Annotated in this window: 20 protein-coding genes; 9 read left to right on the top strand and 11 right to left on the bottom strand. The window is 70.1% G+C overall.

The genetic code is table 11. The annotated features are described in order from the left end of the window. The 7 genes from AB0I52_RS30290 to AB0I52_RS30260 all read right to left on the bottom strand — a co-directional run bounded on the left by AB0I52_RS30290 (nucleotide 1) and on the right by AB0I52_RS30260 (nucleotide 8,807). On the bottom strand, nucleotides 1–1,029 hold the full coding sequence (locus tag AB0I52_RS30290; protein WP_363078022.1) for an NAD-dependent epimerase/dehydratase family protein: 1,029 nt from the start codon (nucleotides 1,027–1,029) through the stop codon (nucleotides 1–3). 8 nt (nucleotides 1,030–1,037) lie between these two features. Then, on the bottom strand, nucleotides 1,038–1,964 hold the full coding sequence (locus AB0I52_RS30285; RefSeq protein WP_363078038.1) for a carbohydrate ABC transporter permease: 927 nt from the start codon (nucleotides 1,962–1,964) through the stop codon (nucleotides 1,038–1,040). Between the two features lie 23 nt (nucleotides 1,965–1,987). Continuing rightward, the gene (locus AB0I52_RS30280) at nucleotides 1,988–2,893 is read right to left on the bottom strand and encodes a sugar ABC transporter permease (RefSeq protein WP_363078020.1); all 906 of its coding nucleotides are present in this window, start codon (nucleotides 2,891–2,893) and stop codon (nucleotides 1,988–1,990) included. 110 nt (nucleotides 2,894–3,003) lie between these two features. Then, nucleotides 3,004–4,257, bottom strand: coding sequence for an extracellular solute-binding protein (locus AB0I52_RS30275; protein ID WP_363078018.1), 1,254 nt, complete (start codon nucleotides 4,255–4,257; stop codon nucleotides 3,004–3,006). 47 nt (nucleotides 4,258–4,304) lie between these two features. Beyond that, nucleotides 4,305–5,561 (bottom strand): Gfo/Idh/MocA family oxidoreductase, encoded by a 1,257-nt coding sequence (locus AB0I52_RS30270; protein ID WP_363078016.1) that lies wholly within the window; start codon nucleotides 5,559–5,561, stop codon nucleotides 4,305–4,307. Between the two features lie 32 nt (nucleotides 5,562–5,593). Then, nucleotides 5,594–7,741 carry a peptidase C14 gene (locus tag AB0I52_RS30265; protein WP_363078014.1) on the bottom strand — a complete coding sequence of 716 codons (2,148 nt, stop codon included), beginning with the start codon at nucleotides 7,739–7,741 and terminating at the stop codon, nucleotides 5,594–5,596. A 208-nt stretch (nucleotides 7,742–7,949) separates the two neighbouring features. Beyond that, nucleotides 7,950–8,807: an IclR family transcriptional regulator gene (locus tag AB0I52_RS30260; protein ID WP_363078012.1), complete on the bottom strand. Its 858-nt coding sequence runs from the start codon at nucleotides 8,805–8,807 to the stop codon at nucleotides 7,950–7,952. 288 nt (nucleotides 8,808–9,095) lie between these two features. Here AB0I52_RS30260 and AB0I52_RS30255 point away from each other — a divergent pair, with 288 nt between their 5' ends. From AB0I52_RS30255 to AB0I52_RS30225, 7 genes are all read left to right on the top strand, one after another. Beyond that, nucleotides 9,096–10,466, top strand: coding sequence for an aspartate aminotransferase family protein (locus tag AB0I52_RS30255; protein WP_363078010.1), 1,371 nt, complete (start codon nucleotides 9,096–9,098; stop codon nucleotides 10,464–10,466). Next, nucleotides 10,466–11,653 carry a mandelate racemase/muconate lactonizing enzyme family protein gene (locus AB0I52_RS30250; RefSeq protein WP_363078008.1) on the top strand — a complete coding sequence of 396 codons (1,188 nt, stop codon included), beginning with the start codon at nucleotides 10,466–10,468 and terminating at the stop codon, nucleotides 11,651–11,653. The genes AB0I52_RS30255 and AB0I52_RS30250 overlap by 1 nt, the downstream gene beginning before the upstream one ends. After that, complete coding sequence (locus tag AB0I52_RS30245) at nucleotides 11,650–12,495, top strand: amidohydrolase family protein (RefSeq protein WP_363078006.1); 846 nt, start codon at nucleotides 11,650–11,652, stop codon at nucleotides 12,493–12,495. Before AB0I52_RS30250 ends, AB0I52_RS30245 begins: the two co-directional genes overlap by 4 nt. A 220-nt stretch (nucleotides 12,496–12,715) precedes the next feature. Further along, nucleotides 12,716–13,555, top strand: coding sequence for an SDR family oxidoreductase (locus AB0I52_RS30240; RefSeq protein WP_363078004.1), 840 nt, complete (start codon nucleotides 12,716–12,718; stop codon nucleotides 13,553–13,555). A 71-nt stretch (nucleotides 13,556–13,626) separates the two neighbouring features. Beyond that, the gene (locus tag AB0I52_RS30235) at nucleotides 13,627–15,762 is read left to right on the top strand and encodes a peptidase C14 (protein WP_363078002.1); all 2,136 of its coding nucleotides are present in this window, start codon (nucleotides 13,627–13,629) and stop codon (nucleotides 15,760–15,762) included. Further along, nucleotides 15,759–16,691, top strand: a complete 933-nt coding sequence (locus tag AB0I52_RS30230) for a GNAT family N-acetyltransferase (protein WP_363078000.1) — start codon at nucleotides 15,759–15,761, stop codon at nucleotides 16,689–16,691. The genes AB0I52_RS30235 and AB0I52_RS30230 overlap by 4 nt, the downstream gene beginning before the upstream one ends. Nucleotides 16,692–17,165: 474 nt before the next feature. Then, complete coding sequence (locus AB0I52_RS30225) at nucleotides 17,166–17,882, top strand: AfsR/SARP family transcriptional regulator (protein ID WP_363077998.1); 717 nt, start codon at nucleotides 17,166–17,168, stop codon at nucleotides 17,880–17,882. A gap of 86 nt (nucleotides 17,883–17,968) precedes the next feature. On the opposite strand, the gene AB0I52_RS30220 is transcribed toward AB0I52_RS30225, so the two are convergent. The 4 genes from AB0I52_RS30220 to AB0I52_RS30205 form a co-directional block, all read right to left on the bottom strand. After that, the gene (locus AB0I52_RS30220; protein ID WP_363077996.1) at nucleotides 17,969–18,718 is read right to left on the bottom strand and encodes an SDR family oxidoreductase; all 750 of its coding nucleotides are present in this window, start codon (nucleotides 18,716–18,718) and stop codon (nucleotides 17,969–17,971) included. A gap of 124 nt (nucleotides 18,719–18,842) precedes the next feature. Then, a complete protein-coding gene (locus AB0I52_RS30215) occupies nucleotides 18,843–20,075 on the bottom strand; it encodes a class I adenylate-forming enzyme family protein (protein WP_363077994.1) in 1,233 nt (410 codons plus the stop codon). Between the two features lie 163 nt (nucleotides 20,076–20,238). Further along, nucleotides 20,239–21,063 (bottom strand): MGMT family protein, encoded by an 825-nt coding sequence (locus tag AB0I52_RS30210; RefSeq protein WP_363077992.1) that lies wholly within the window; start codon nucleotides 21,061–21,063, stop codon nucleotides 20,239–20,241. Beyond that, nucleotides 21,060–21,647, bottom strand: coding sequence for a sigma-70 family RNA polymerase sigma factor (locus AB0I52_RS30205; protein WP_363077990.1), 588 nt, complete (start codon nucleotides 21,645–21,647; stop codon nucleotides 21,060–21,062). The genes AB0I52_RS30210 and AB0I52_RS30205 overlap by 4 nt, the downstream gene beginning before the upstream one ends. A 240-nt stretch (nucleotides 21,648–21,887) precedes the next feature. Between AB0I52_RS30205 and AB0I52_RS30200 the strand changes: the two genes are divergently transcribed. Together AB0I52_RS30200 and AB0I52_RS30195 are read left to right on the top strand one after the other, a co-directional pair. Then, on the top strand, nucleotides 21,888–22,973 hold the full coding sequence (locus AB0I52_RS30200; protein ID WP_363077988.1) for a methyltransferase: 1,086 nt from the start codon (nucleotides 21,888–21,890) through the stop codon (nucleotides 22,971–22,973). 86 nt (nucleotides 22,974–23,059) lie between these two features. Then, complete coding sequence (locus tag AB0I52_RS30195) at nucleotides 23,060–23,707, top strand: cupin domain-containing protein (RefSeq protein WP_363077986.1); 648 nt, start codon at nucleotides 23,060–23,062, stop codon at nucleotides 23,705–23,707. The last annotated feature ends 201 nt before the right edge of the window (nucleotides 23,708–23,908 follow it).

Genomic DNA, 23,908 nt, shown 5'->3' with positions numbered 1-23,908 from the left:
TCAGAACCTTCCGTCGCGTACCTGGAACTTGGTGGGCTTGCCGGACAGCGGCAGCCCGCGCCGCAGCCAGTCGGCCTGCCATTCGACGAGGGTGCGCAGTGCGACGTCCGGGTAGCCGAAGAGCGCGTGGCAGCGGCTCGCGTCGGAGAGCAGGGCGGTGGGTGCCTCCGTACCGGCGAGGACCGGCTCGCGGTCGAACTCCTCGCCGAACCACTGGGCGATGCGGCGCACCGAAGCGGTCTCCGGGCCGGTGAGGTTGAGGGTGAACGCCTCGCCGCCGGTGGCGTGCAGCAGCGAGCGCAGCGCGACCTCGTTGGCGTACCCCTGCCACACCACGTTGGCGTGACCGGTCGTCACGTCCACAGGCTCGCCCGCCTGTACGCGGTACGCGATGTCGGCGAGGACGCCGTAGCGCAGGTCCACGGCGTAGTTGAGGCGGATGTTGGCGATCCTGGTGCCGAGGGTCAGTGCCGCGTGGTCGAAGATCCGCTCCCGGCCCAGGCACGACATGGCGTACTCGCCGACCGGGCCGACCGGATCGGTCTCGGTGCAGCCGCCCGAGGAGACCGGCACCAGCGGGTACACGTTGCCGGTGGAGAACGCGGTGATACGCGATCCCGACCAGCGGCGGGCCACCCGGTCCGGCATCGCGGCGTTCACCGCCCAGGCGAGCGAGGGCGCGCCGGCGGAGCCGAATTTGGCGCCGACCATGAAGACGACGTTCCCGGCATCGGGCAGCCGGGTCGGATCGGCGGCCGGGTCCATCAGGTCGAAGGCGACCGTGCGGACCCCGGCGGCCTCCAGCTCGTCGGCGGCGGCCCGGTCGGACCAGCGGGAGACCGCGTACACGGTCACGTCCGTGCGGCCGGCGGCGTCCAGCGCGCGGCGGGCCAGCCGGCACAGGCTGGGGCCCATCTTGCCGCCCGCCCCGAGGACCAGCAGATCGCCTTCGAGGCGGCCGAGGTCGGCGACGAGCGCGGGGGAGGGGGTGGCGAGCCGCTCTTCGAGTGCGGCCTCATCGGTGAACATATACCTGGCTATCCCTTGATTCCGGACGCGGTGACGCCCTCGGTGAAGTAGCGCTGTCCCACCATGTACGCGGCGAAGATGGGCACGAACGCGATGACGGAGCCGGAGAGCACCACGTTGAGCGGCACGTTCTGCTGCTGGAGCGAGGCGATTCCGACGGTGAGGGTGCGCATGTCGGTGGACTGGCCGATCACCAGTGGCCACAGGAAGTCGTTCCAGTGCCAGAGGAAGACGAAGACCCCGAGGGTGGCGAGGATCGGCTTCAGCAGCGGCAGCACGATCCGGTAGAAGATCTGCCACTCGCTGCACCCGTCGAGCCGGGCCGCCTCGAAGAGTTCGTCCGGCAGTCCCTGGATGAACTGCCGCATCAGGAACACCGCCTGGGCGTTGGCCAGGGTCGGCACGATCAGTCCCCAGTACGTGTCGACGCCGCCGAGCTTCGCGATCATCGCGAACGTCGGGATCATCGTCACGTGGTACGGGACCATCACCATCGACAGGAACGACCAGAACATCGCCTCCCGGCCCGGGAAGCGCTTCTTGGCGAACGCGTACCCGGCGAGCGAGGCGAGCAGCAGCACGCCGACGACCGAGACGACCGAGTACATCAGCGTGTTGAACAGCCAGCGCGGCACGTCCTGGGCGCCCATGACGGTGTCGTACGCCTCGCCGGTCAGCGGCCAGGGCAGCAGACTGCCGGGGAAGTCGACCGCGGCGGACGGCTTCAGCGAGAGCACGACCATCGCGTAGAACGGGAAGACCGTCACCAGCGCGGCGAGCGTCAGCAGCGCGCCGCGGGCGATCCGGCCGGCCCGGGTGGAGCGCATGCCGTACGGGACGGTGTCCTGCTCGGAGAGCTTGCGCAGTCTGCGCGTCGCCCGGCGCTCGGCCCGGTCCGGGGGCGTCGATGCCTTGCGGGCGGGCGGGGCCTTCATGTCTTCGGGTGCCACTGTCATGGTCACTGGTCCTTCCCGATCACGAGCCGCTGGATCACCGCGACGACCACGGTCAGCACGAAGAGCGCGACACCGATGGCGGAGGCGTAACCCAGGTCGAAGTACTTGAAGCCCGCGTCGTAGAGCTGGAAGACGAGCGTGTAGCTGGCGTTGGCGGGCCCGCCGCCCGTCATGGTGTAGACGGCGTCGAACACCTGGAACGAGGCGGTCGTCTCGATCACGGCGAGGAAGAACAGGGCGGGCTTGAGCTGTGGCAGCACGATGTAGCGGAACCGCTGCCAGGGGCCGGCCCCGTCGGTGAGCGCGGCCTCCTCCAGCTCGCGCGGGATGTCCTGCATCCGGGCGAGCAGGATGAGCATCCCGTATCCGAAGCGGGACCAGATGCCGACGAGCGCGAGCGCGGGCAGCACCAGCACGTCGTCGGAGAGCCAGGAGCCCTCGGACATCCCGAACCAGCCCATCAGGGTGGACCACGGGCCGCCGGTCGAGAAGATCCAGACGAAGACGGTGGCGGCCAGCACCAGTGAGGTGACGACCGGCAGGAAGAACACCGAACGGAAGAACTTGGCGCCGCGGAACGCGCGGCGGGTGATCAGGGCCAGGGACACCGACGCGGCGAGCGTGCCCGGCACGGCGATCACCGTGTAGAGGACCGTGACCTTCAGCGCCTGCCAGAACAGCGGGTCGGCCCACAGGCGGGTGAAGTTGTCGAGCCCGACGAAGCTCCCGCCACCGGTGAGGGAGTAGTCGGTGAAGCTCATCAGCACACCGGCCACGCCCGGACCGAACCGGAAGGCGAGGAAGAGCAGGAAACACGGGAGGACGAAGAGCAGGCCGATCCGGGCCTCGCGGCGCGCCTGCGGCCCGCTGCGACGGCCCCGGCGGGTGGGTTCCGCGACGACTGCCACGGGGATCTCCTTGCGGTACGGGGGGAATTGCGGGGGATCAGGGGGTGTGGCCCCCTGGGGGCCGCGGTGGCGGGGTCCGGGGTGCGGCCGGACCCCGCCACCGCGGCGGTTCAGCGGCCGAGCATCGCCTGCGCGGCCTTCTGCGCGGCGTTCAGCGCGTCCTGCGGGCTCTTCTTGCCGAGCAGCGCCGCCTGGATCTCCGGGGCGAGCACGCCCTGGACCTCACGCGCCTTGTCCTGGAGCGGGCCCACGTCCATGCTCGGCAGCGTGGCGCCGACCGCCGTCTGCAGGGCGTCGTCCGGGTACAGGTCGCCGCCGGACTTGCGGGCCGGGAAGTAGCCGGCGGCCTTCTGCAGTCCGGCCACGTTCTTCGACTCGGCGACGAAGTTCAGCCAGTCGCCGGTGTTCTTCCTGTCGGCGCCCTTCAGCATCGCCAGCGCGCCCACGGTGCCGTAACCGACCGACGTGGTGTCCTTCAGCGGCGGCTGGACGACGATGTTCTCCTTGCCCCAGAAGGGCTCGACGTCTGCCGGTGTGTTCTGCCAGGTGCAGGCCACCTTCCCCTTGGCGGTCGGGGTCTGCTCCAGCTTGGGGGTGGTCGTGACCAGGTCACGGTCGGTGTAGCCGTCGTTGACGAGCTTCTTCAGGTACGTCAGGGCCTTGACGCCGGCGGCGTCGTTGAAGGTGACGTTCTTGCCGTCCTCGGAGAAGACGTCGCCGCCGGCCTGCCAGAGCAGCGGGTAGAAGGTCACGTTCAGTGTCTGCTGGGTGTCACCGCTGTAGCTGGTGGCGTAGTAGCCCTTCTTCTTCAGCTTCGGGGCCAGTGCCTCCAGATCCGCCCAGCTCGACGGGTAGGTCTTCTCGCCGATCGCGGCGAACACACGCTTGTCGCAGATCAGCGGGTTGGCGCTGGTCAGGATCGGGGTGGCGATCGGCTTGCCGTCGTACGTGACGGACTTCAGCGCGAAGTCCGTGTAGTCCGACTTGGCGGCGGCCGGCATGTAGTCGTCGGCCGGGACGATGCTCTTGGCGTACTTCGGCAGCTGGTCCGGGATCAGGTAGACCGCGTCGGGGCCCTTGCCGGAGGCGATCGCGGTGGCCAGCGCGGTGTCGCGGTTGGCCCACGGGAAGGTCTCCACCTTCACCTTGACGCCTTCGTGCTTCTTCTCGAACGCCTTGACCAGGCCGTCCCAGTACGCCTTGTTCTTGGCCTCGTCGAAGATGACCGGGTAGGTCCACATGGTCACGGTGTTGTCGCTGCCGCTGCCGGAACAGCCGGCCAGCACACCGGCGGCGAGCGCGGTGGCCAGAACGGGGGCGGCGAGGGCACGGACTCTGGAACGGCGGGTGAGGAGACGGGACATGAGGTGGTCCTCCGAGGACGTGAGGGTGAGGCGAGCAAGAAGGGGTGTCACGTGGCCGGGACCGTCTGGACGGTGCCGGTGTGCCGGGCGCGTTCGGCGGCGAACGCCGCGAGGTGGCTGCCGAGCGAGGTGGCGGGACCGGAGCGGACGGCCCCGGCGTCACCGGTGGCGACCGCGGTGACGAACGCCTCGACGAGCGCGGCGTCTCCGCCGCCGTGCCCGTCGGCCGCGTTCGAACCGGACGCGCCGAGTTCGTGGACGGTCGACTCGCCGGTGCGGAAGTCCTGCACCGTGACCCGCTCACCGTCAGCGATGAGCCAGCCGTGCGAGCCGAAGATCCGGGTCTGGCGGTGGGTCTGCTCGGTGAACGCGACCATCTGGAAAGTCGCGGTCACCCCGTCCGTCAACCGCATGGCGAGGACCTGGTGGTCCACCACGTCGTTGTCGCTCCGGTAGACGCAGACCCCGTACGGGCCCTCGCGCAGGGCCTGGACGAGACCGGCCTCGTCGGAGGCCTCGGTGACATGGGTGACCGGCCAGACCGCGCCCTTCTCCCGCAGCGTCGGCATGTACAGCTTCAGCGCGCTGTACGGGCAGCCGGACTCGACCGCGCAGTCGAGACAGCGGTCGGCGGACCCGGCCGGGGCGCTCGAAGGCCGGAAGTGCTTCAGCCCGCCGAAGCCGGTGACCTGCTCGATCCGGCCGCCCATGACGTACGTGATCCAGTCCAGGTCGTGGCAGGACTTGGCGAGCAGCATCGGGGAGGAGTCCTTCTCGCTGCGCCAGGGCCCGCGCACATAGCTGTGGGCGTAGTGCCACCAGCCGACCGGCTCCAGATGGTCGAGCGAGACGAGCTGCCCGAGCACCCCCGAGTCCACGACCTCCTTCACCAGGTCGGTGTACGGGGTGTACCGCATGACGTGGCAGACGGCGAACAGCACACCGGCCCGCTCCACCCCCTCGACGATCCGCCGGGTCTCCTCCTCGGTCGGGGCGAGCGGCTTCTCGGCGAGGATCGCGTAACCGGCCTCGGCCAGGGCCAGCACCGGTTCCACATGGAAGCGGTCCTGGGTGGCGACGATGACGGCGTCGGCGATGCGGTTCTCCACGAGCGGCCGCCAGTCGTCGAACTCGACGGGTGCGCCGGCGGACGCCCGCGCCGCGGGGCGCGGATCGGCGACGGCGACGAGCTCGGCGCGCTCCGGGTGCGCCTTGATCCACTCGGCGTACGTGAGACCGCGGTTGCCGGCGCCGACGAGGGCGACGCGTACGGGCCGGCCGGTGATCGGGGTATGCGTGGACACGGGGAATCCCTGGTACTCGATGGGCGGGGTGTTCAGAAGCGCAGCGTGGCTGCGGTGTGGGCGACGCGGTCGCTCTCGTCCGGGAGCGCGGTGCGCTCGGTGCCGTCCTCGACGCAGCCGGTGTGCAGCAGATGGCTGGAGCCGTCGAACGCCGCGGGCCGCAGTTCGAGCCGGCCGCCGGTGAAGGTGGAACCGGTGGCCCGGTAGCGGTTGGGGCCCTCGGTGAGCAGCACATGGGCGGTGCCCTCGGGCGCGGTCGAGTCGAGGCCGCCGAGCTGCCAGTCGACGGTGCGTCCGGAGCCGGTACGGGCCAGCAGGGCGCCGTCCTTGTTGGTGCCGGACAGCCGCGTTCCGTCGACGCGCAGCCGCTGGTCCTTCGCCGAGGTCAGCTTGAGACCGGTGTCGCGGAGTTCGCCGCCGAGGACGGTGACGTCGGTGTGGGCGAGCGAGACCGGGGCGGTGTCCGCGGAGCCGGTCAGCGTGCACTGGTCGACGACGAGCGGCCCGGTGCCGTTGAACACCGCGCCGTCGACGCCCTTCAGCGTGGTGCGCTGGAGGGTGAGCGGGGCGGTGACGTTGGCCTGGGTGATCTCCGCGCCCGCCGTGAAGGCGAAGGAGGAGTCGGCGATCACGTTGGGCCGGGCGGACAGGTCGGAGGCCCGGGAGACGATCAGCGGACCCGTCGCCGTACAGCCCCGCATCTGCACGCCGTCCGCGTTGACCCAGAGCATTCCGGAGCCGTCCAGGGACTTCTTGCCGATGACCAGGACGTCCTCAAGGGTCAGATCGGTGATCCTGACGCGGGCCACGAACCAGGAGCAGGCGTGCCGGCGCACGGTGATCCGCTTGGCCCGGCCGCCCCAGGCCGCGCCCGAGTTGGCGAAGGTCATCAGCCCGGAGTTGCCGGTGTACGTGAGGTCGTGCTCGAACTGCCCGTGCGTCACGAAGGGGCCCTCGTCGTCACCGTCGCCGTGGCAGTTGGTGACGTAGCAGTAGGCCGAGGCCGTGAAGTCGTTGAGGTGGCGCGCGTTGGAGGTGTGACAGTCCTCCACGTGCCCGTACAGGCAGTAGATCTGCTGGGTGAGGTAGCCCGCGCCGCCGTAGGTGACGGACTTCGGGTTGGTCAGCGAGCACTGCTCGGTGCGGTAGTACGTGCACCAGCGGCGCATCACCACCGGCCAGAACGTGCCGATGGCCTCGATCCCGGAGACGTCGCAGCGCACCGCGTACTCGTAGGCGACCGGGTGCGAGCCGGTCATCTCGTCCTCGCCCCAGCCCTCGAAGACCATGTTGCGCACATGGGCGCGGTCCACGGGCTCGATCCGGGTCCAGGTCAGCGTGCGGCCGGCGGCCAGGTCCCAGCCGATCTGGTAGTTGACCCGGATGTGGGCGGCGTCGACGACGTCGGTGACCTGGACGAGCCGCTGGATCTCCTTCTCGTACTGCCCCGACAGGGCGTTGATCTCCACGGACCACCACTGGCCGACCGCGAACTTCGACGAGTCACCGACCTCGAAGAGGTCCGACAGGTCCGGCATCGCCGCACTCAGGCTGTGTTTGACGGTGGTGTCGGTGACGGTGCCGCGGAAGGAGAGGACGGCGCCGAAGGGGTTGTCGTGGGTGTTCTTCTCGATGCCTGTGGTGCGGATGTGGTGGCCGCCGAAGTCGAGTTCGATGTCGGAGCGGTTGAAGAGGTGGCGTCGGGTGAACAGGAGGTCGGTGTGGGCTTCGATGCGGTGGACGGTGTTGTCGTTGACCATGGCGTCGAGTGCGGCGTCGGCGGGGGTCTTGGCGTTGTGGTGGCCGAAGGTGCGGAAGTCGAGGGTGCCGGTGTGGAGCTGGTGCCAGCGGCCGGCCCTGGCTCCGGTGGGGGCTATGACGGTGCCGCCGTTGTGGGCGGTGGTGGACTTCTTGTTCCAGCGCAGGGCCATGGCGCCGCCGTCGCCGGGGGTGTGGTAGCCGGCCAGCAGGATCTGGGTGCCGTCGGCGAGCGGCTTGGTGTTCAGGGCCCGCAGCGCGGCGACGGTGTCCAGGTTCAGGACGTCGCCGGTGTGTGCGGGGGCGGCCTGGGCCGGGGCGGTGGCCACTGCCGAACCGGCCATGACCAGACCGGCGAGACCCGAAGCCCGCAGCACATTGCGACGGGACGAGGCAGGGGTGGAGTGATGCGGAACGCTCATGCGGACTTCGCCTTCCAAGAAGCGCGACAAGTGAGGGAGCGTTCCTGCGGTGGACTGCCATGAGGCGGATGGCTGAAAAGGGTCCGGCCGTCGGATGTTCACGACGCGGTGGGCAGGCGTCGGAATCGGACCGGGAGGGGTAAATCGGCGGTGACGGGTGAGTGTCACCGCGGTTGGCAGGGAACCTACGGCGGGTTGTGCCGATCGGTCAAGACCCGATTTCGTCGGAATGGGACGCGGCGGTGTCCGAAGTGTCGTCCTCCGGGTCGTCGACCCAGCCCAGGGAGACGCTGATCCGGCGGGCCGAGTCCCGCACCTGGCCGCCCAGTTCCTGGTAGCGCCAGGCCGGCAGGCCGAGCTTGAGACCGGTGATGGAGACGGCCCCGGCACACACCGAGCGGTCGTCGAAGACCGGTGCGCCGATGCAGATGATGCCCTCGGCGTCCTCCTCGTCGTCCAGGGCGTAGCCGACCCGGGCGATGTCGCGCAGATGGGACAGGAAGGTCGCCGGGTCGGTGATCGTGCGGGATGTGCGCCGGGGCAGCCCGAACCGCTCGATGATCGAGGCCGCCTCGCCCGGCGGCACCGCCGAGAGCAGTGCCTTGCCCAGGCCCGTGCAGTGCGGCAGCTCGCGCTGGCCCATCCGCAGATCGAGCCGGACGCGCTGGTCGAGCTCGACCTGGTCCACCACGACCGCGTGGCCGTCCTCGGGCACGGCGAGCCTGGAGGCCATGCCGGTGTTCCGGGTGAGTTCGCGCAGGACGGGGTGGGCGACCCCGCGCAACGAGACCTGGGACCTGGCCCGGTCGCCGAGCCTGGCCAGGCTCATGCCGAGCCGGTAGCGCCGGTTCATGCCCTCGCCGTCGTCCGAGACGAGGCCGTAGGCGCGCAGGGTCTGGAGCATGCCGAATGCGGCGCTCTTGGAGATGGAGCAGACCTGGCCGACCTCGGTGACGCTCAGGCCGTTCCCCTGCGAGGGGGCGGCGAGAGCTTCGAGGATGTCGGCTGCCCTGGCCACGCTCTTGACCCAGTACTTCGGTTCTTCAGGGGCAGCACTGTTCGTCATAGCAGAACAGTCTAGTGCCTTTGGGGTCCAGGAACGTACGTCGGAGCCAAGGAAAGCCCGGAATCAGGGCCTCGGGTGGCCGAAAGGGGGTTGACCGGCTCCGAGGGCGGACGTAATATCCAGGCACTGTTCTGCTCTACAGAACAGTGTTCTGAAAAAACGAAACGCAGTACCGAGCACCACGGATCACCTCTTCCTGCGGCGACTGCCGGGCGGATGGCGCCAGGGACTCACGGGCCGGGCAGGGCCCGCGAAAACCGACGACTCTCGACGCAAGGAGCAAGCACCATGAGTTCAGGCCCGGTAGGCAACGAATCCGGAGCCCGACTCGCCGAACGCGCCCGCCAGGTCGTACCCGGCGGCGTGAACAGCGGTCAGCGCAGCGTTCCCGGACTGACCGACCTGGTCGTCACCGGAACCGACGGCGCACGGTTCCGTACCGCCGACGGACGCGAGTACACCGACTTCCACTCGGCGTTCGGCCCGCCGCTGCTCGGCCACAACGACCCCGACGTGGCCCGCGCCACCGCGGAGGCCGGCGCCACCCTCGGTCACATGGGTGTCGGCGTCACCGAGGGCGAGGTCCTCCTCGCCGAACAGCTCACCGAACTGATCCCCTCGATCGAGAAGGTGCTGCTCACCAGCACCGGCAGCGAGGCCACGTTCCACGCGCTGCGGGTCTCCCGCGCCGCCACCGGCCGCCGCCTCGTCGTCAAGTTCCAGGGCTGCTACCACGGCTGGCACGACTCGGTCAGCCTCAACGTCATCTCAGCGCCCGCGAAGGTCGGCGGCCACGACCCGATCTCGACCGGCATCCTGCCCGAGGTCCTCGAAGCCACCCTCGTCCTGCCGTTCAACGACAGCGAGGCCGTCCGGCGCACCTTCGCCGAGCACGGCTCCGACATCGCCGCCGTCATCGTCGAGCCCGTCCCGCACAACGTCGGCGCCCTCCTGCCGTACCAGGAGTTCCTCACCACGCTGCGCGAGGAGACCACGAAGGCCGGCAGCGTCCTGATCTTCGACGAGGTCATCACCGGCTTCCGCCACGCCCTCGGCGGCTGGCAGCAGATCTCCGGCGTCACCCCCGACCTCACCACCCTCGGCAAGGCCATCGCCAACGGCGCCCCCGTCGGCGCGATCGGCGGCCGCGCCGACCTGATGGACCTCTTCTCCACCCGCCCCGGCGCCCCGGCCTTCTTCGCCGGCACGTACAACGGCCACCCCTCCGTCGTCGCCGCCGCCCTCGCCACCCTGCGCAAGCTCCGCGAGGAGCCGGTCCACGACCACGTCTTCCGGCTCGGCGACCGCGTCCGCAGCGAACTGACCGGACTGTACGAGCGCCTCGGCGTCCCCGCCGTCGTCACCGGCTACGGCTCCGTCTTCGTCAGCTACTTCATGCCGGGCGAGGCGCCCCGCACCTACGCGGACCTGCTGAACAACGACGCCTCGCTGTTCGTCGGCTACCGCCGCAAACTCCTGGAGCACGGCCTGTTCGAGCTGCCGCTCAACCTCAAGCGCAGCCACATCAGCTACGCGCACACCGACGCCGACGTGGACCGCCTCGTCGAGGGCACCGAGGCCGCGGTGAAGGCCGTCCTCGCCGACGGGGGCGCCCGCGACCTGGAGAACACCTCCACCATGGGCGGGGCGACCCGCTGATGCTGACCGTCAACCGCACCCGTCCGCAGGGCCCCGCCGGACGGATCAGCCGCGTCGAGACCCTGATGCTCGGCACCTCCTGGCGCGACTTCGGCTATGTCCGGGTCCACACCGACGAGGGCCTGTCCGGCATCGGTGAGATCACCCACCCCTACCGGGTGAGCGAGGTCTGCACGCTCACCGAGGCCATCGCCGGGCGGCACCTGATCGGAGCCGACCCCTTCGACATCGAGGAACTCTGGCTCCGCGTCTACCAGGGCGACTTCCTGCGCGGCGGCGACATGGGCGGCATCGCCCTGTCCGGCCTCGACCAGGCGATGTACGACCTGATGGGCAAGGCGCTCGGTGTCCCCGCCTACCGGCTGACCGGCGGCGCCTGCCGGGACGACGTCCGCGTCTACGCCAACGGCTGGTACACCGGGGAACGCGAGCCCGAGGCCTTCGCCGTCAAGGCGAAGGAGACGGTCGCGAAGGGCTTCACCGCCCTCAAGTTCGACCCGTTCGGCCCCGGCCTGCACGAGCTGGAGCGCGCCGAGCTGCGCCGCTCCATCGGCCTGGTGGCCGCCGTCCGGGAGGCCGTCGGACCCGACATCGACCTCTTCATCGAGGGCCACGCCCGGTTCGCCATGCCGACCGCCGCCCGGCTGGTGCGGGAGCTGGAGCCCTTCGACATCGGCTGGTTCGAGGAGCCGATGCCCTGGACCCACATCGAGCGGTACGCGGAACTGCGTCAGCGCGCGGCGTTCCCCATCTCCGGCGGTGAGCACTTCCACAACCGCTACGAGTACAAGCAGCTCTTCGCCACCAACGCCGTCGACATCATCCAGCCCGACCTCTCCATGGCCGGCGGCTTCACCGAGGTCAGGAAGCTCGCCGCGATCGCCGACACCCACGGCATGCTCGTGGCCCCGCACAACTCCAACTCCCCGCTCTGCACCACCGTCTCGGTGCACGCGGCGCTCGGAATCCCCAACTTCAAGATTCTCGAAACCTTCGACGGGCTCCTGGAGCCGTTCGTCTTCGACGCCCTGAGGGGCACCCTTCCGATGGAGGGCGGCCGGATCGGCCTGCCGACCTCCCCGGGGCTCGGTGTCGAACTCGTCGACGAGGTATTCGAGGAACACCCGCCCAGCCACCGCTTCTGGAACATGTTCGCGGACGGCTGGGAGAAGCGGAACCGCACATGATCGTCGACGTCCACTCCCACCTCTTCCGGCACAGCCACGACTTCACCGACCCGTTCAGCTCCGACTCCGCCCGCGCCCACGCGGGCGAGGTCGACCTCACGGTGAAGTGGGAGGAGTACGCCGCCACCGCACCCGAGTCCACCCGCACGATCGTCGTCGGCGGCAAGGCGCGGCGCAGCGGGCTCTGGGTGGACGACGCCGCCGTGGCCGCGTACGCCGGAGAACATCCCGACCGGCTCATCGGCTACCTGGCGCTCGACCCCACCCAGCCCGGCTGGCAGGAGGAACTGCGCTACGGCCACCAGGAGCTGGGCCTGCGCGGCATCAAGCTGATGCCGATGTACGCGGGCTTCGACCCGGCCGCGGAGGAGTACGACGAGCTGTACGCGTACGCCGAACGGCACGGGCTGCCGCTCCTGGTGCACACCGGCACGACCTTCGTGTCCAGCGCACCGCTGGAGTGGGCGATGCCCCGCCACCTGGACGCCGTCGCCATCCGCCATCCCGAGCTGCGGATGGTCCTGGCCCACCTCGGCCACCCCTTCGAGGGCGAGTGCATCGCGGTCATCCGCAAGCATCCGCACGTGTACGCCGACCTCAGCGCCCTGCACTACCGGCCCTTCCAGCTCTGGCACAGCCTCCGGCTGGTCCAGGACTACGGGGTCTTCCACAAGGTGCTGTTCGGCAGCGACTACCCGTTCACCACGGTCGACGACTCGGTGAAGGGGCTGCGGGAGATCGCCCGCATCCCCGGCATTCCGGGGCTGCCGCCGCTGGACGCGGACGCGATCGAGGACATCATCCACCGGCCCTCACTCGATCTGCTGGGCCTGAACGGCTGACCGGGCCGTTCCCCCGAACCGCCGGTACGGTGCCCGGGTTCACCCCCCTGTCCACGGGCGCCGGCCGGCAGCCGGGCCGCCGCGCACCACCCAAGTGTCCCCGCGCGGCGGTCCGGACCCTTTCGCTCTGTACCCGCACCATTCGGTTCTGTACCCGCACCATTCGGCTCCGCATCCGCGCCATTCGGTTCCGTACGTCTCCGCCTGGAGGATCCCCGCCATGACCGCAGCCGTCCCGCCCCGCGGAACCGACCGCTTCGACCTCACCGGCCGCACCGCGGTCGTGACCGGGGCCGCCCGGGGTCTGGGCCGGTCCTTCGCCGTCGGGCTCGCCGAGGCGGGTGCCGATCTGGTGCTCGTCGACCTGCCGGGCGCCGAGGGCGTGGCCGAGACCGCGGCGGAGGTCGAGGCCCTCGGGCGGCGCTGCCGCACCTACGGCCAGGACCTCGCGGACGTCGAGGCGCTGCCGGGCTTCGTCGACGCCGTACGCGCCGAGACCGGGCCGCTGCACATCCTGGTCAACAACGCGGGCACGGCGGCGCTGGAACGCTTCAACGAGATCACCCCGGCCAGCTGGTCGCACATCATGCGGGTCAACGTGGACGCGGTGTTCTTCCTCAGCCAGCGCATCGCCGAACACATGACGGCGGACTCCGTCGCCGGCCGCATCATCACCATCACCTCGAAGAACGCCCTGGTGGCCGAGGCCGGACTGGCGCACTACAACGCCTCCAAGGCCGCCGCCCAACTGCTCACCGAGACCCTGGCGGTCGAGCTCGCCCCGCACGGCATCACCGCCAACACCCTCGCCCCCGGCATGGTCGAGACCCCCATCGACGGCGAATTCCCCTTCGACCGGGAGGCCTTCGAATCCGCCTACCGGCAGCGCATCCCGCTCGGCCGGTACGCGCGGCCCGACGAGTGCGTGGGCGCCCTGTTGCTGCTCGCCTCGGACGCCGGGGCATACCTCACCGGGGCGCGGATCGTCGTGGACGGCGGGGTGCTGGCCGACCAGATGCCGCGGATGCGCTTCATGCCGCCGTACCGCAACACGATCTGACCGCGACCGGGCGGCAGCCGGTTCCCTTCGAGTCCCATCGAGTACGCACCGACCACGCGAGGAGCACCTCCATGTCCGCCCACGCATCGTCCCGTCGCAATGTGCTGCGGGCTTCGGGTCTCGCCGGTCTGGTCATGGCCGGTTCGGCCGTGGCCACCGCCCCGGCCCAGGCCGCCCCCGCACACACCGGCGACGTCCTGAACCTGGACACCGTCGCCGCGCTGCGGGCCCTGAACACCAAGCCGCTCGCCGACGGCACCCAGATCCTGCTGGCCGGCTACCACACCCCCGGCGACGGCGGCGCCATGGCCCTGCGCTGGAACAAGAAGTCCACCACCGCCCACAACGGCGGCACCGTCATAGCCCCCACCGGAGCCAGGGCCGGCCGCTGGCACCAGCTCCACACCGGCACCCTCGACTTCCGCACCTTCGGCCACCACGACGCCAAGACCCCCGCCGACGCCGCACTCGACGCCATGGTCAACGACAACACCGTCCACCGCATCGAAGCCCACACCGACCTCCTGTTCACCCGACGCCACCTCTTCAACCGCTCCGACATCGAACTCGACTTCGGCGGCCACCACATCCGCACCACAGGCATCGAGAAGAACACCCACGACAACCCCTTCGGCGCCGTCCTCTCCTTCCGCGGCACCGTCACCGACACCACCGTCAAGCACGCGCTGTCCGGCAAGGTCATCGAGCTCACCGACGCCTTCCCGGTCCCGGACGCGAAGGCTTTCGCGGTGGGTCAGTGGTGGTCGGTGCAGGTCGACCCGGTCGAGGGCGGCGGCGGTGACGAGCGCGAGCTCCAGAAGCTGGTCGAGGTCACCGAGATCATCGACGCGGGCCACATCCGGATCGGCTACCTCAACGGCTGGGAACTGGCCGCGGGCCGCACGCTCACCTGGACCCGCGTCGAGCCGGTCCGCAACACCCACATCCGCAACATGCTCTTCGAGGGCGCCGGCCCCGACGAGTACACCGGCTCCCACCCCGTCAGCTTCGAGTACGCCGTCGGCTGCGACGTCTCCGGCATCCACGCCGCCGGCACCTTCTGGCCGGTCGTCATGCGCCGCTGGTGCACCCGCTTCCGTACCGAGGACTGCTCGCTGAAGAACCCGCCCACCGTCGAGTACGGAGGCGCGGGCTACCTCACCCAGCAGATCTACTGCCTGTACGGCCGGGTCGCGGACTGCACGACCAGCAATGTGCGCCACCTCAACGACCTCACCGCCTCCGCCTACTGCACCGTCGTGAACTGCCACGGCGACGGCGACGACGCGGGCGGCAACCCCTTCACCACCCACGGCCAGTACGAGCACGATCTGCTCTTCGACGGCAACTCCGGGCTGATGGATATAGCCAACTCGGGTGCCCAGTGGGGTATTTCCGCCAAGCGGATCACCGTACGCAGACATGTCTGCTCCTGGTTCACCGCCAATACGAAGATCACCGATCTGACCCTCGAAGACGTCACGGTGATCGCGCGCCCCACCTTCGACCAGGCCGGCACCCTCACCGTGAACGCCGACGGGGCCCAGGTGCGCGGCTGCACCGCGAAGAGCTTCGCCGTCGCCCAGCGCTCGGACCGCTCCACCCGGCCGACCACCATCAGCGACTGCTCCTTCGAACCGCCCGCGGGCGCCGTCCTCATCCAGACCCCGGTCACCGCGCCCGTCCACTTCGTGCGCTGCACGTTCAAGGGCGTCGATGGCGTCGTCCTGCGCGGTGCGGGCCCCGTGCACCTCACCGACTGCACCGTCACAGGCGCCGACGACGCGGCCCCGCTCTCGGTGGGGTCGGCGGACCTGCGGCTGGACGGCGGTACGTACCACGACACCGGCATCGAACTCAGTGCCGTGCGCGACCAGCGGATCACCGTCACCGGAGGCACCCGGCTCACCGGCGGCAACAAGGCCAAGGCGCTGCTCGGCCGGGCGGCCGGTTCCGGGAGCACGGCCTGGGACCTCACCGGCCTCAGCAGCACCGCCTCCGGGGCGGACACCGCGCATGTCCGTATCGCGGACGGCACCAACCACTACGCGGCGACCGGGAGCCGCTTCACCGGCGGAGTCCTCCACCTCGCCCCGGACGCCCTGGACTCGGTCCTGCACACCGCGTGCGTGGAGGACGGTACGCGGCGCGAGGCGATGCCCGAGGGCGGCGACCGGGTGCGCACGGACGGGAACCTGATCCTGTGAGCGCCACCGTCCGCACCGCCACGGCGGCCGACGAGCCAGGGCTGTCGGCCCTGTGGAAGCGGTGTTTCGTGTCCCCGCACCTCGTCGCCCTGCACGCGCTCGACCCGGACCGCCACCGGCACACGTTCGTCGCGCAGAACGATGTGGGGGAGGGGATCGACGCGGTCGTCGTCTATGTGCCGAGGCTCATCCGGGACGCGGACGGCACCCCGCGGCGCGTCGGCGGCATCGGCAGTGTGGCGACCCGCCCCGAGGCCAGGGGACAGGGCCTGGTGCGCCGGCTGCTGGTGGCGGCGGAGCGCACCATGACGGCCGAACAGTGCGCCTGGTCCCTGCTGTTCACCGGGACGCCGGGTGTCTACCGGGGCTCGGGGTGGCAGGAGTTCGCAAGCACGTACACCGAGGGGACGCTCGCCCCCTCGTCCGCTGCCGGGGCGTTCCGGGTCCGTGACGCCACCGCGCGGGACGCCGTGGAGGTCGCCGCGATGCACCACGCGTACAACGCGAAGCGGCCGCTCAGCTCGCTGCGGGCGCCGCAGGACTGGGCGGTGAGGGTCCCCGCCTGGTACGGCCCGGCCGACCGGTCGCTGGTGGCGGAGGACCCCGTTTCCGGCGCGCTCGCCGGCTGGGTGGTGGCCGGGTACGAGGGGGACCGCGTGGAGGTGCGCGAGTTCGCGGGCGCGGACGCGTGCCTGGGGTCGCTGTTCGCCGCCGTCGGCGCCCGGGGCCGAGCGGCGGGGCTGACCCGGGTCCGGGTCCGGATTCCCGACGGTCCCGGCGTGCGGGCCGCGCTCCCCACCCTGCTGGCCGACGCCCGGCAGGTCACCGAACACGTGGGGATGGCACGGCCGTTGCACGTGGCGGCCGAGTCGGTGCGGGCCACGGTCACGGCGCCCGGCGCGGTCCACTGGTACGGCGACTGCTTCTGAGCCCCGGCCGGGACCGCGAGGCGCCCCCCGACTGTTTCGACCGCGCCTGCGGGGGATGTCCGAGGCGTCTGCCGACCGTACGGAACCGGCCGGATTGATGTGCGCTTTCCGGCCCACGACAGAGGTGTCCCAGCCAGGCGGAAGAGTTATCGGCAATTCGGACGAAGTATGTTCTTCACTGCATTGTGATGCGGAACGCCGCAACACCGCTGAACACCTGATGGTTGCATGGTGGGGGTAAAGAGTGGGGTAAGGAATAGCGATAATTTCTGGCGGTGCAAGCTTGATTCTGTCGTATCTTGACAGGGGGCGTGGCCGACGCGGTACGGTAATGCACTGACCACTGCACGCGTGGACGCTCGGCGTGTCTCATTATCTCTCATGTTTCTACAGGAAAAGTCGGCCTGAAGGAATTGTGAAGTGTTGATGAATATAGGAGTGTTAGGTCCTCTGCGCGTCTCTCTCGATGACACGGTGAACCAGGTGGAGCTGGCGCCGAAACCCCGCACCGTGTTCGCCGTCCTGCTGGCCAACGCCGGCCGGGTCGTCCCCGTCTCGTCCCTGGTGCGCGAGGTCTGGGAGGACGATCCACCCGTGAGCGCGCTGCGCAATATTCAGACCTACATCTTCCAGTCCCGCAAGGTGCTCCAGCGATTCACCGGCCTGTCTGCGCGGGCGGTGGCACGTGAGTTGCTGATGACCAGGCCGGGCGGATACGTGTTCAGCGACAGATTGGCGCAGTTCGACTACGGCGCCTACCGGAGCCTGGTCGTCGACGGCCGCGGGATGATCCGGCGGGGGGACGACGCGGAGGGGCTGACCATCCTCAGCCGTGCCCTCGCGATCTGGCGCGGCCCCGCTTTCGTGGACGTGACGACGAGGGCCGCGCTGGAGGCGCAGCGGCGTGAACTGGAGGAGTCGAAACTCGGGGTGCTCGAGGATCTTTCCGACGTCAAGATCAGGCTGGGGATGTACCACGAGGCCATCGCTGATCTCGCCGTTCCAGTTTTCGAGCATCCGCTGCACGAAGGACTGCATTGCCAGTACATGCGTGCCCTCAGTATGTCGGGGGACCGGGTCCGTGCGCTCGATGTGTTCGGCAGGCTGCGTCTGAATCTCGTCTCGGATCTCGGGATCGAACCGGGTATTCCGGTTCAGAAATTGCAGTACACAATTCTCAATTCAGGCTAGACCCTGCCTGAAGAGGGTGCCAGAAGGGCGGTACGAGGGATTCCTCGGGAACCACGTGAGAATGTGGCGGGAATGTGCATTCCGGTTCATACGGCACCGTATCCTCCGTCGACCGGGAGGATGGCGCCGGTGGTGTAGGCGGCCAGCGGTTCGGCGAAGTTGACGATCCACCAGGCGACCTCCTCGGCGCTCCCCAGCCGGGCCAGCGGGAGCAGCTCGTGCAACCGGTGGATGGTGGTCACGGCCCGGTCGTCCAGTGCGTTGTTCTCCAGGATCGGTGTCTCGACGGGACCGGGCGCCACGGACACGACGCGGATTCCGCGGTCGGCGAGTTCGCCCGCCCACGTTCGGGTGAAGCAGTCGAGGCCGGCCTTGGCCGCGCCGTACAGCGACAGCCCTGGCCATCCGCGCTGCCCGAAGGACGCACTGACGTTGACGATGGTGCCGCGCGACCGGGTCAGCGGCGCCATCGCGGCCTGGGTGAGCAGCAGCGGGGCGCGCAGGTTGACGGCCATGAAGCGGTCGAAGTCGTCGGCGCAGATCGTCCCCAGCGGTGTCCGCCGCAGGCTCCCCGCGCTGTGCACCAGGACATCGATACCGCCGAACGTCTCCAGCGCGGCTTCGATGATGGCGGTGGGCGACGTCCTTCCCGTGACGTCGGCGCTCAGCGGAACGATGGAGGACCTGTCCCCGGCCGTGGCGACCAGCTTCTCCCGGGTCCGGCCGACGGCCAGGACATTGGCGCCCCGGTCGGCGAAGGCGTGTGCCGTCGCCCGCCCGATGCCGCTGCCGGCCCCGGTGACGACCGCTGTCATCCCCGTCAGAGTGTGGGTCAACGCGACGTCTCCTTGTGAGAGGTGAACGAATCCTGGCTATCTGGAAGAACACCTGCCGCGCCATTCGGTTGCATCGCCTGCCCCTGCCCCTGCCCCTTGTCACCCGCGGTCCGCCGCTCTTCGGTCAGTCGGCGGGTGCCCCGCTGCGGGTGAGCGAGCGGGACGCCGTCCGGTCCGAGAGCAGGACGTGGTCGATGCCGCGCGTCAACTGGCGCCGGTCGGCCGGCGGATCGATGCGGTCCATGATGCGCAGCGCACCGCTGGACGGATCGCGGATCGCCCGGTCCCGGGTGCAGAACCAGCCCGGTCCGTCCGGATCGCCGTCGGGCAGGAACCGGGCGGGCGTCTCCTGAGGCCCCAGGTACGGGGTGCCGGCCATGCGGACCTGGAGCTCACCCTCGACGATCCTGATCCGTACCCCCGGAGCGACCATGCCCACCGACCCCGGGGCGAACCAGCCGGTGGGGTCGGCGGCGACGATGCCGGTCTCCGTGGTGCCGTACGCCTGGCCGATGCGTACCCCGAAGCGTTCGGCGAACCGGGCGTGGACTCGTCCGTCCATCCGGTCGCCACCGGAGACGGCATGCCGCAGCGCGGGCAGCCGCACCGAGCGTTCCCCCCGCACCAGGGCGGCGAAGTGGTCCGGGCGGCCCAGCACGGTGTCCACGCCGGCCCTGATCGCGGTCCGCAGCAGCGCGGGCCGCGAGGCCCGTGTCGGGAAGACGCTGACCGCCCCGGCGTCCATGTTGTGCAGGACGCCGCCGACGAGGTTGAAGGAGTGGGCGACCGGGCCCAGCAGCATGACGTTCGAACCCGCGCCCGGCATGCCACCCATCCGCCGGAAGGCGGCCAGTTCGGCGAGCAGCGACTGCGGGGTGCGGGCGACCGCCTTGGCGAAGCCGGTGCTGCCGGAGGTGAAGTGGATGAGGCAGTGGTCGGTCACCGCCCGCTGTCCGCCGCGCAGTTTGCGGACGAGGAGTTCGGCCTCGTCGTGGAAGGTCCGGTCCCGGGGGCCGCCGTCGCCGAAGGCGACGTAGAACTGCGGCCGGCAGTGGTCCAGGAGCCGCTCCAGCTCCCTGCCCCGGATCTCCGGGCCCATGAGCAGGACCTGGGCCCCCCGCGACCACAGCGCGAGGAGCGACCACAGCTGGGTGAAGCTCTGCGCGCCCTGGATCGCCACGGTGGCTCCGGGCCGCACACCGTACGCCTCGAAGAGCCGCCGCAGTGAGGTGACCTGCACACGCAGCCGTTCGTAGGTCACCTCGGAGGCGGCCCGCGCCCACAGCGCGTCGGCGGGATGACGCGCCAGCAGTTCGGAGCCCCACCAGCGGGGCTCGTCGTCGAGTTCGTCGCGCATGTCGGATGTCCCTTCCCGTGCGTCGTGCCGGGCGGCGGGCGACCGCTCACCGCACAGAGCGGAACACCGGCGCGCCGGGAAGGGTTGCCCTCCCCGCGTTCGTACGTCCTGCCGGACAGCGCGTCGTGCGCCGTACAAGACGGCGCACCGTGCCGGACTGTCCTCAGACGGAGGCCGGCCGGCAGCTCCGGCAGGCGCGGTAACCGGCGCCCCTGGCCTCGGCGGCGGTGCGGAAGGGCCGCTGGTGGGGAGGGGTGATCCGGCGGGCGTGGGCACAGGTCGGATGGCAGTAGATGTAGGTGGTGTCGCTGCCGAGCAGGACGCCGCCGCGCCGGGACAGCTCCGCCAGCCGCAGCATGTCGATCCCCTCCGCGGATCGCAGCGCCCTGCCGGTGGCCGGGGTGTACGCGCCGTCGCACGGGGTGCCGTCGTCGTAGGTGACCCGGTGGCAGGGGATCAGCAGTGTCAGCGGGTTCCGCGCCAGGGTCCTGGCGACGAAGCCGTTGACGTCCGGCATGTCCACCACGTCCGCCTCCCGCGCGATCCAGCCGACCGGCCGCAACTGGCCCTTCGGCACGGTCCTGACGGCCTCCAGTACGGCGCGCTCATGGGCGTCGAGGCCGGTGAGGTCGACGGGCAGTGACTTGGCGCGTCCGGTCCGCAGGGCGGGGCGCAGCCCGGGGAAGGGCATGGTGGAGCGGATGGCGGTGCGTCCGGTCCGCTGCCAGTGGATCTCCTCGAACATCTCGGGGCTGACCACCATCGACTCCAGTGCGGAGCCGGTGACCGCGGTGGGGCTGTACGCCGCGTACAGGCCGCCCGCGCCGGTGTCCAGCAGGACATAGGCGTCGTACCGCTCGTGGGAGATCCCGACGTGCCGCAGAATGCGCAGTGCCAGATCCACCGGGCCGGGTGACGTGAGGCCGGCCAGGGCGTCCTCCAGGGAGTGGCCCCGGGGCGCGGGGCCCGTGTTGTCGTTCTGACTCACTTCAGCGCCTCCCTCGGGGGTGGATCGCCGGCTTTCAGCAGCTCCCGCAGACTACCGACCCCGCGGGAGACCTGCGCCTTGACGGTGCCCACCGGGCATCCCTGGACCTCGGCGATCTCCCCGTAGCTCATCCCGACGACGTGCCGCAGCACCACCGCGACCCGGGACTTCTCCGGGAGTTCGGTCAGCGCCGAGACCAGCCGGCCCCGGTCGTCGGCGGTGGAGGCCCGTTCCTCCGGGCCGGGGCTCTCGTCGGCCCAGGTCTCGGCGGAGTTCTCGACCGGGGCCGGCGACACCGGGTGGCGGACGTTGGTACGGATCTGGTTGCGCCAGACGTTGGCCGCGATGGTCATCAGCCAGGCGCGGCACCGTAAGTCCCGCCGGCGGGACGGGGAGTAGCCCCGCAGGGCCGTGTAGGCGCGCAGGAAGGTGTCCTGTCCCAGGTCCTCCGCTTCGACGGCTGACCCTGTGACCCGGAACAGGAACGCGTGGACCGCCCTGGCGTGGAGGCGTACCAGCTCCGTGAAGCCGTCGTCGAGGTCCACTGCCAGCCGCTCCGTCAGGTGTTCGGCCGTTTCGTCCATCGCCGTTCAGAACACCGGATGGGCTCGGAGGGTTGCGCGGCTCCCGTCGCCGCAGGTCGTGCCGTCACTCTCGCCCCTGCCTGTCGGATGCTTCGGAGCGCCGTCACACGGCGTTCCCGGTTCGGCCGCAAGTTCCGGAGTGCCCGGCACCTGTCCGGCTCCTACGTTTGGCACACCCGACGCTTGCCCCGAACGACGCCGGACAGGCCAGGAAACCGGACAGGCCAACGAAGGAGACCGATGAGCTCGCAGGACGCCGTACTCACCAAGTTCCGTGAATACACCCTGGGCCCGCTCAGGTTCATGAACCTGCTCAGCTGTTTCGAACTGGGAATCGTCGATTCGCTCAAGGAGGACAGGAGCGGCGGGCTGACCGCGGCTCAGATAGCGGAGAAGGCCGGCGTGACCCCCGCCGCCGCCGAACAGCTGCTGCACCTGATGGTGAAGGAGGACTTCGTCTCCTTCGACGAGACCGCGTCCACCTATGCCCTGGACGGCCTGCGAGACCTGACGGACGAGGACCTCGCGCGGGTCATCCCGTGGATGAACATGGTCAAAGAGGTCTGCCTGCGACAGCTCTACCACCTGTCCGACAGTGTCAGGACCGGTACCGTCGTCGGCCTCAAGGAACTCTTCGACTTCGACGGCAACTTCTACGAGGCGAGCACGCGGCACCCCGAACTCCAGGCGTCCTGGGGCGCCATGATGGACCAGGTCACCGACTTCATCGACCCGTGGTTCTACGACCAGCTGGACGTCGCCGAGGACGCCAAGATCCTGGACCTGGCCGGGAACACCGGTCTCGGCGCGATCCTCGCCTACCGCCACAAGGGCGCCAAGGGTGCCGAGAACCTCCAGGTGACGTGCTTCGACTTCCCGGAGAAGGAGGCCGAGGCCCGGGAGAACTTCCGCAAGCACGGCGTGGAGGAGAACTGCTCGTTCATCGGCGGTGACGTGTTCCAGGGCCTTCCCAAGGGCTTCGACACCGTCATGATCAAGCACTTCCTGGACATGTTCGACAAGGAGAACGTCTACCGCATCTTCCAGAGCGCCCATGACGCGCTGGAGGTCGGCGGACAGGTCTACGTCCTGGTGCCCATCCACCCCGAGGACGTGAAGGTCTCGAACTCGGTGGACTTCTTCCCGGCGTACATGCTCGGCTGCACCATGGCCCAGGGCGGACCGCAGAAGATCTCCACGTACGAGCAGTGGATGGAAGCCTGCGGCTTCAAGGTCACCAAGGCGATCTCGCAGGACATCAGCACCATGCCGCCGGATGTGATCCCCGTCCACGGGATCATCTGCGGCACCAAGATGGCCTCCTGAACCCCCTCGGTCCGGTGGGTGCGGACGGGACACGGGAACACCGGACCGGTGTTCCCACCGCGCAGAACGCAGCAAGGAGAGGGAACATGGCCGTGAGTGCCGGTGAGGTCTACTACAACCCCCCGTGCCGTCAGAAGATCGTCGTCCGTACGGCCGCCGCCGACACCGGCGGCGCCCGGTCGGTACTGGACCTGTACGTCGCTCCCGGTGGTTTCGCCGCCGACTACCACCTCCACCCGGCGAGCGAGGAGCGGTTCACGCTCGTCCGCGGCCGGCTCCGGGTCAGCATGGCCGACCGGGACGTCATTCTGGACAGGACCGGGCAGACGGTGGCGGTCCCGCCGGGCACGTCGCACCGCTTCTACAGCGCGAGCGACGACGAAGAGACCCTGGCGATCGTCGAGTTCACCAACCGGGCGGAACGGTTCGAGGTCCTGCTGCTCCGCGAGCTCTTCGGCCTGGCGGAGGAGGGCCGGAGCGACGACCAGGGGAAGCCGAACCTGATGCAGACCTCCCTGACCCTGCGGGAGTTCTCCGACGTGCTGCGGTTCACCGGCCGCCCCTGGCCGCTGCAGCGCGCCCTGTACGGCGCGCTCGCTCCGCTCGCGCGGCTCAGGGGCTACCACGCCTGCTCGCCCGTCACGGGGTGGAAGCCGGCGCAGCGGGCGGAACCGGAGGAGCTGCCGCCGGAGGTGGAGCGCCAGGTGGCAGCGCGCCTGCGGCCGCGGGTCTGAGAACGCCCGGACGTACGCCGCCCCGCCCCCCCCAGCAGGGGGGGGGTGCGGGTTCGTGGGACGCCCCCCCCCAACCCCCCCCACACCAAACACGACAACGACCCCCCCCGCAAGCACCACGCCCCACCCCACCACCCCCCCCCCCACCACCCCCCCCACCCCCAAACCCCCCCCCCCCCCCCCCCCCCCCCCCCCCCCCAC

This window comes from Streptomyces sp. NPDC050423 (assembly GCF_040655445.1).
Classification (GTDB): domain Bacteria; phylum Actinomycetota; class Actinomycetes; order Streptomycetales; family Streptomycetaceae; genus Streptomyces.
This window is presented reverse-complemented; position numbering and strand designations above follow the sequence as displayed.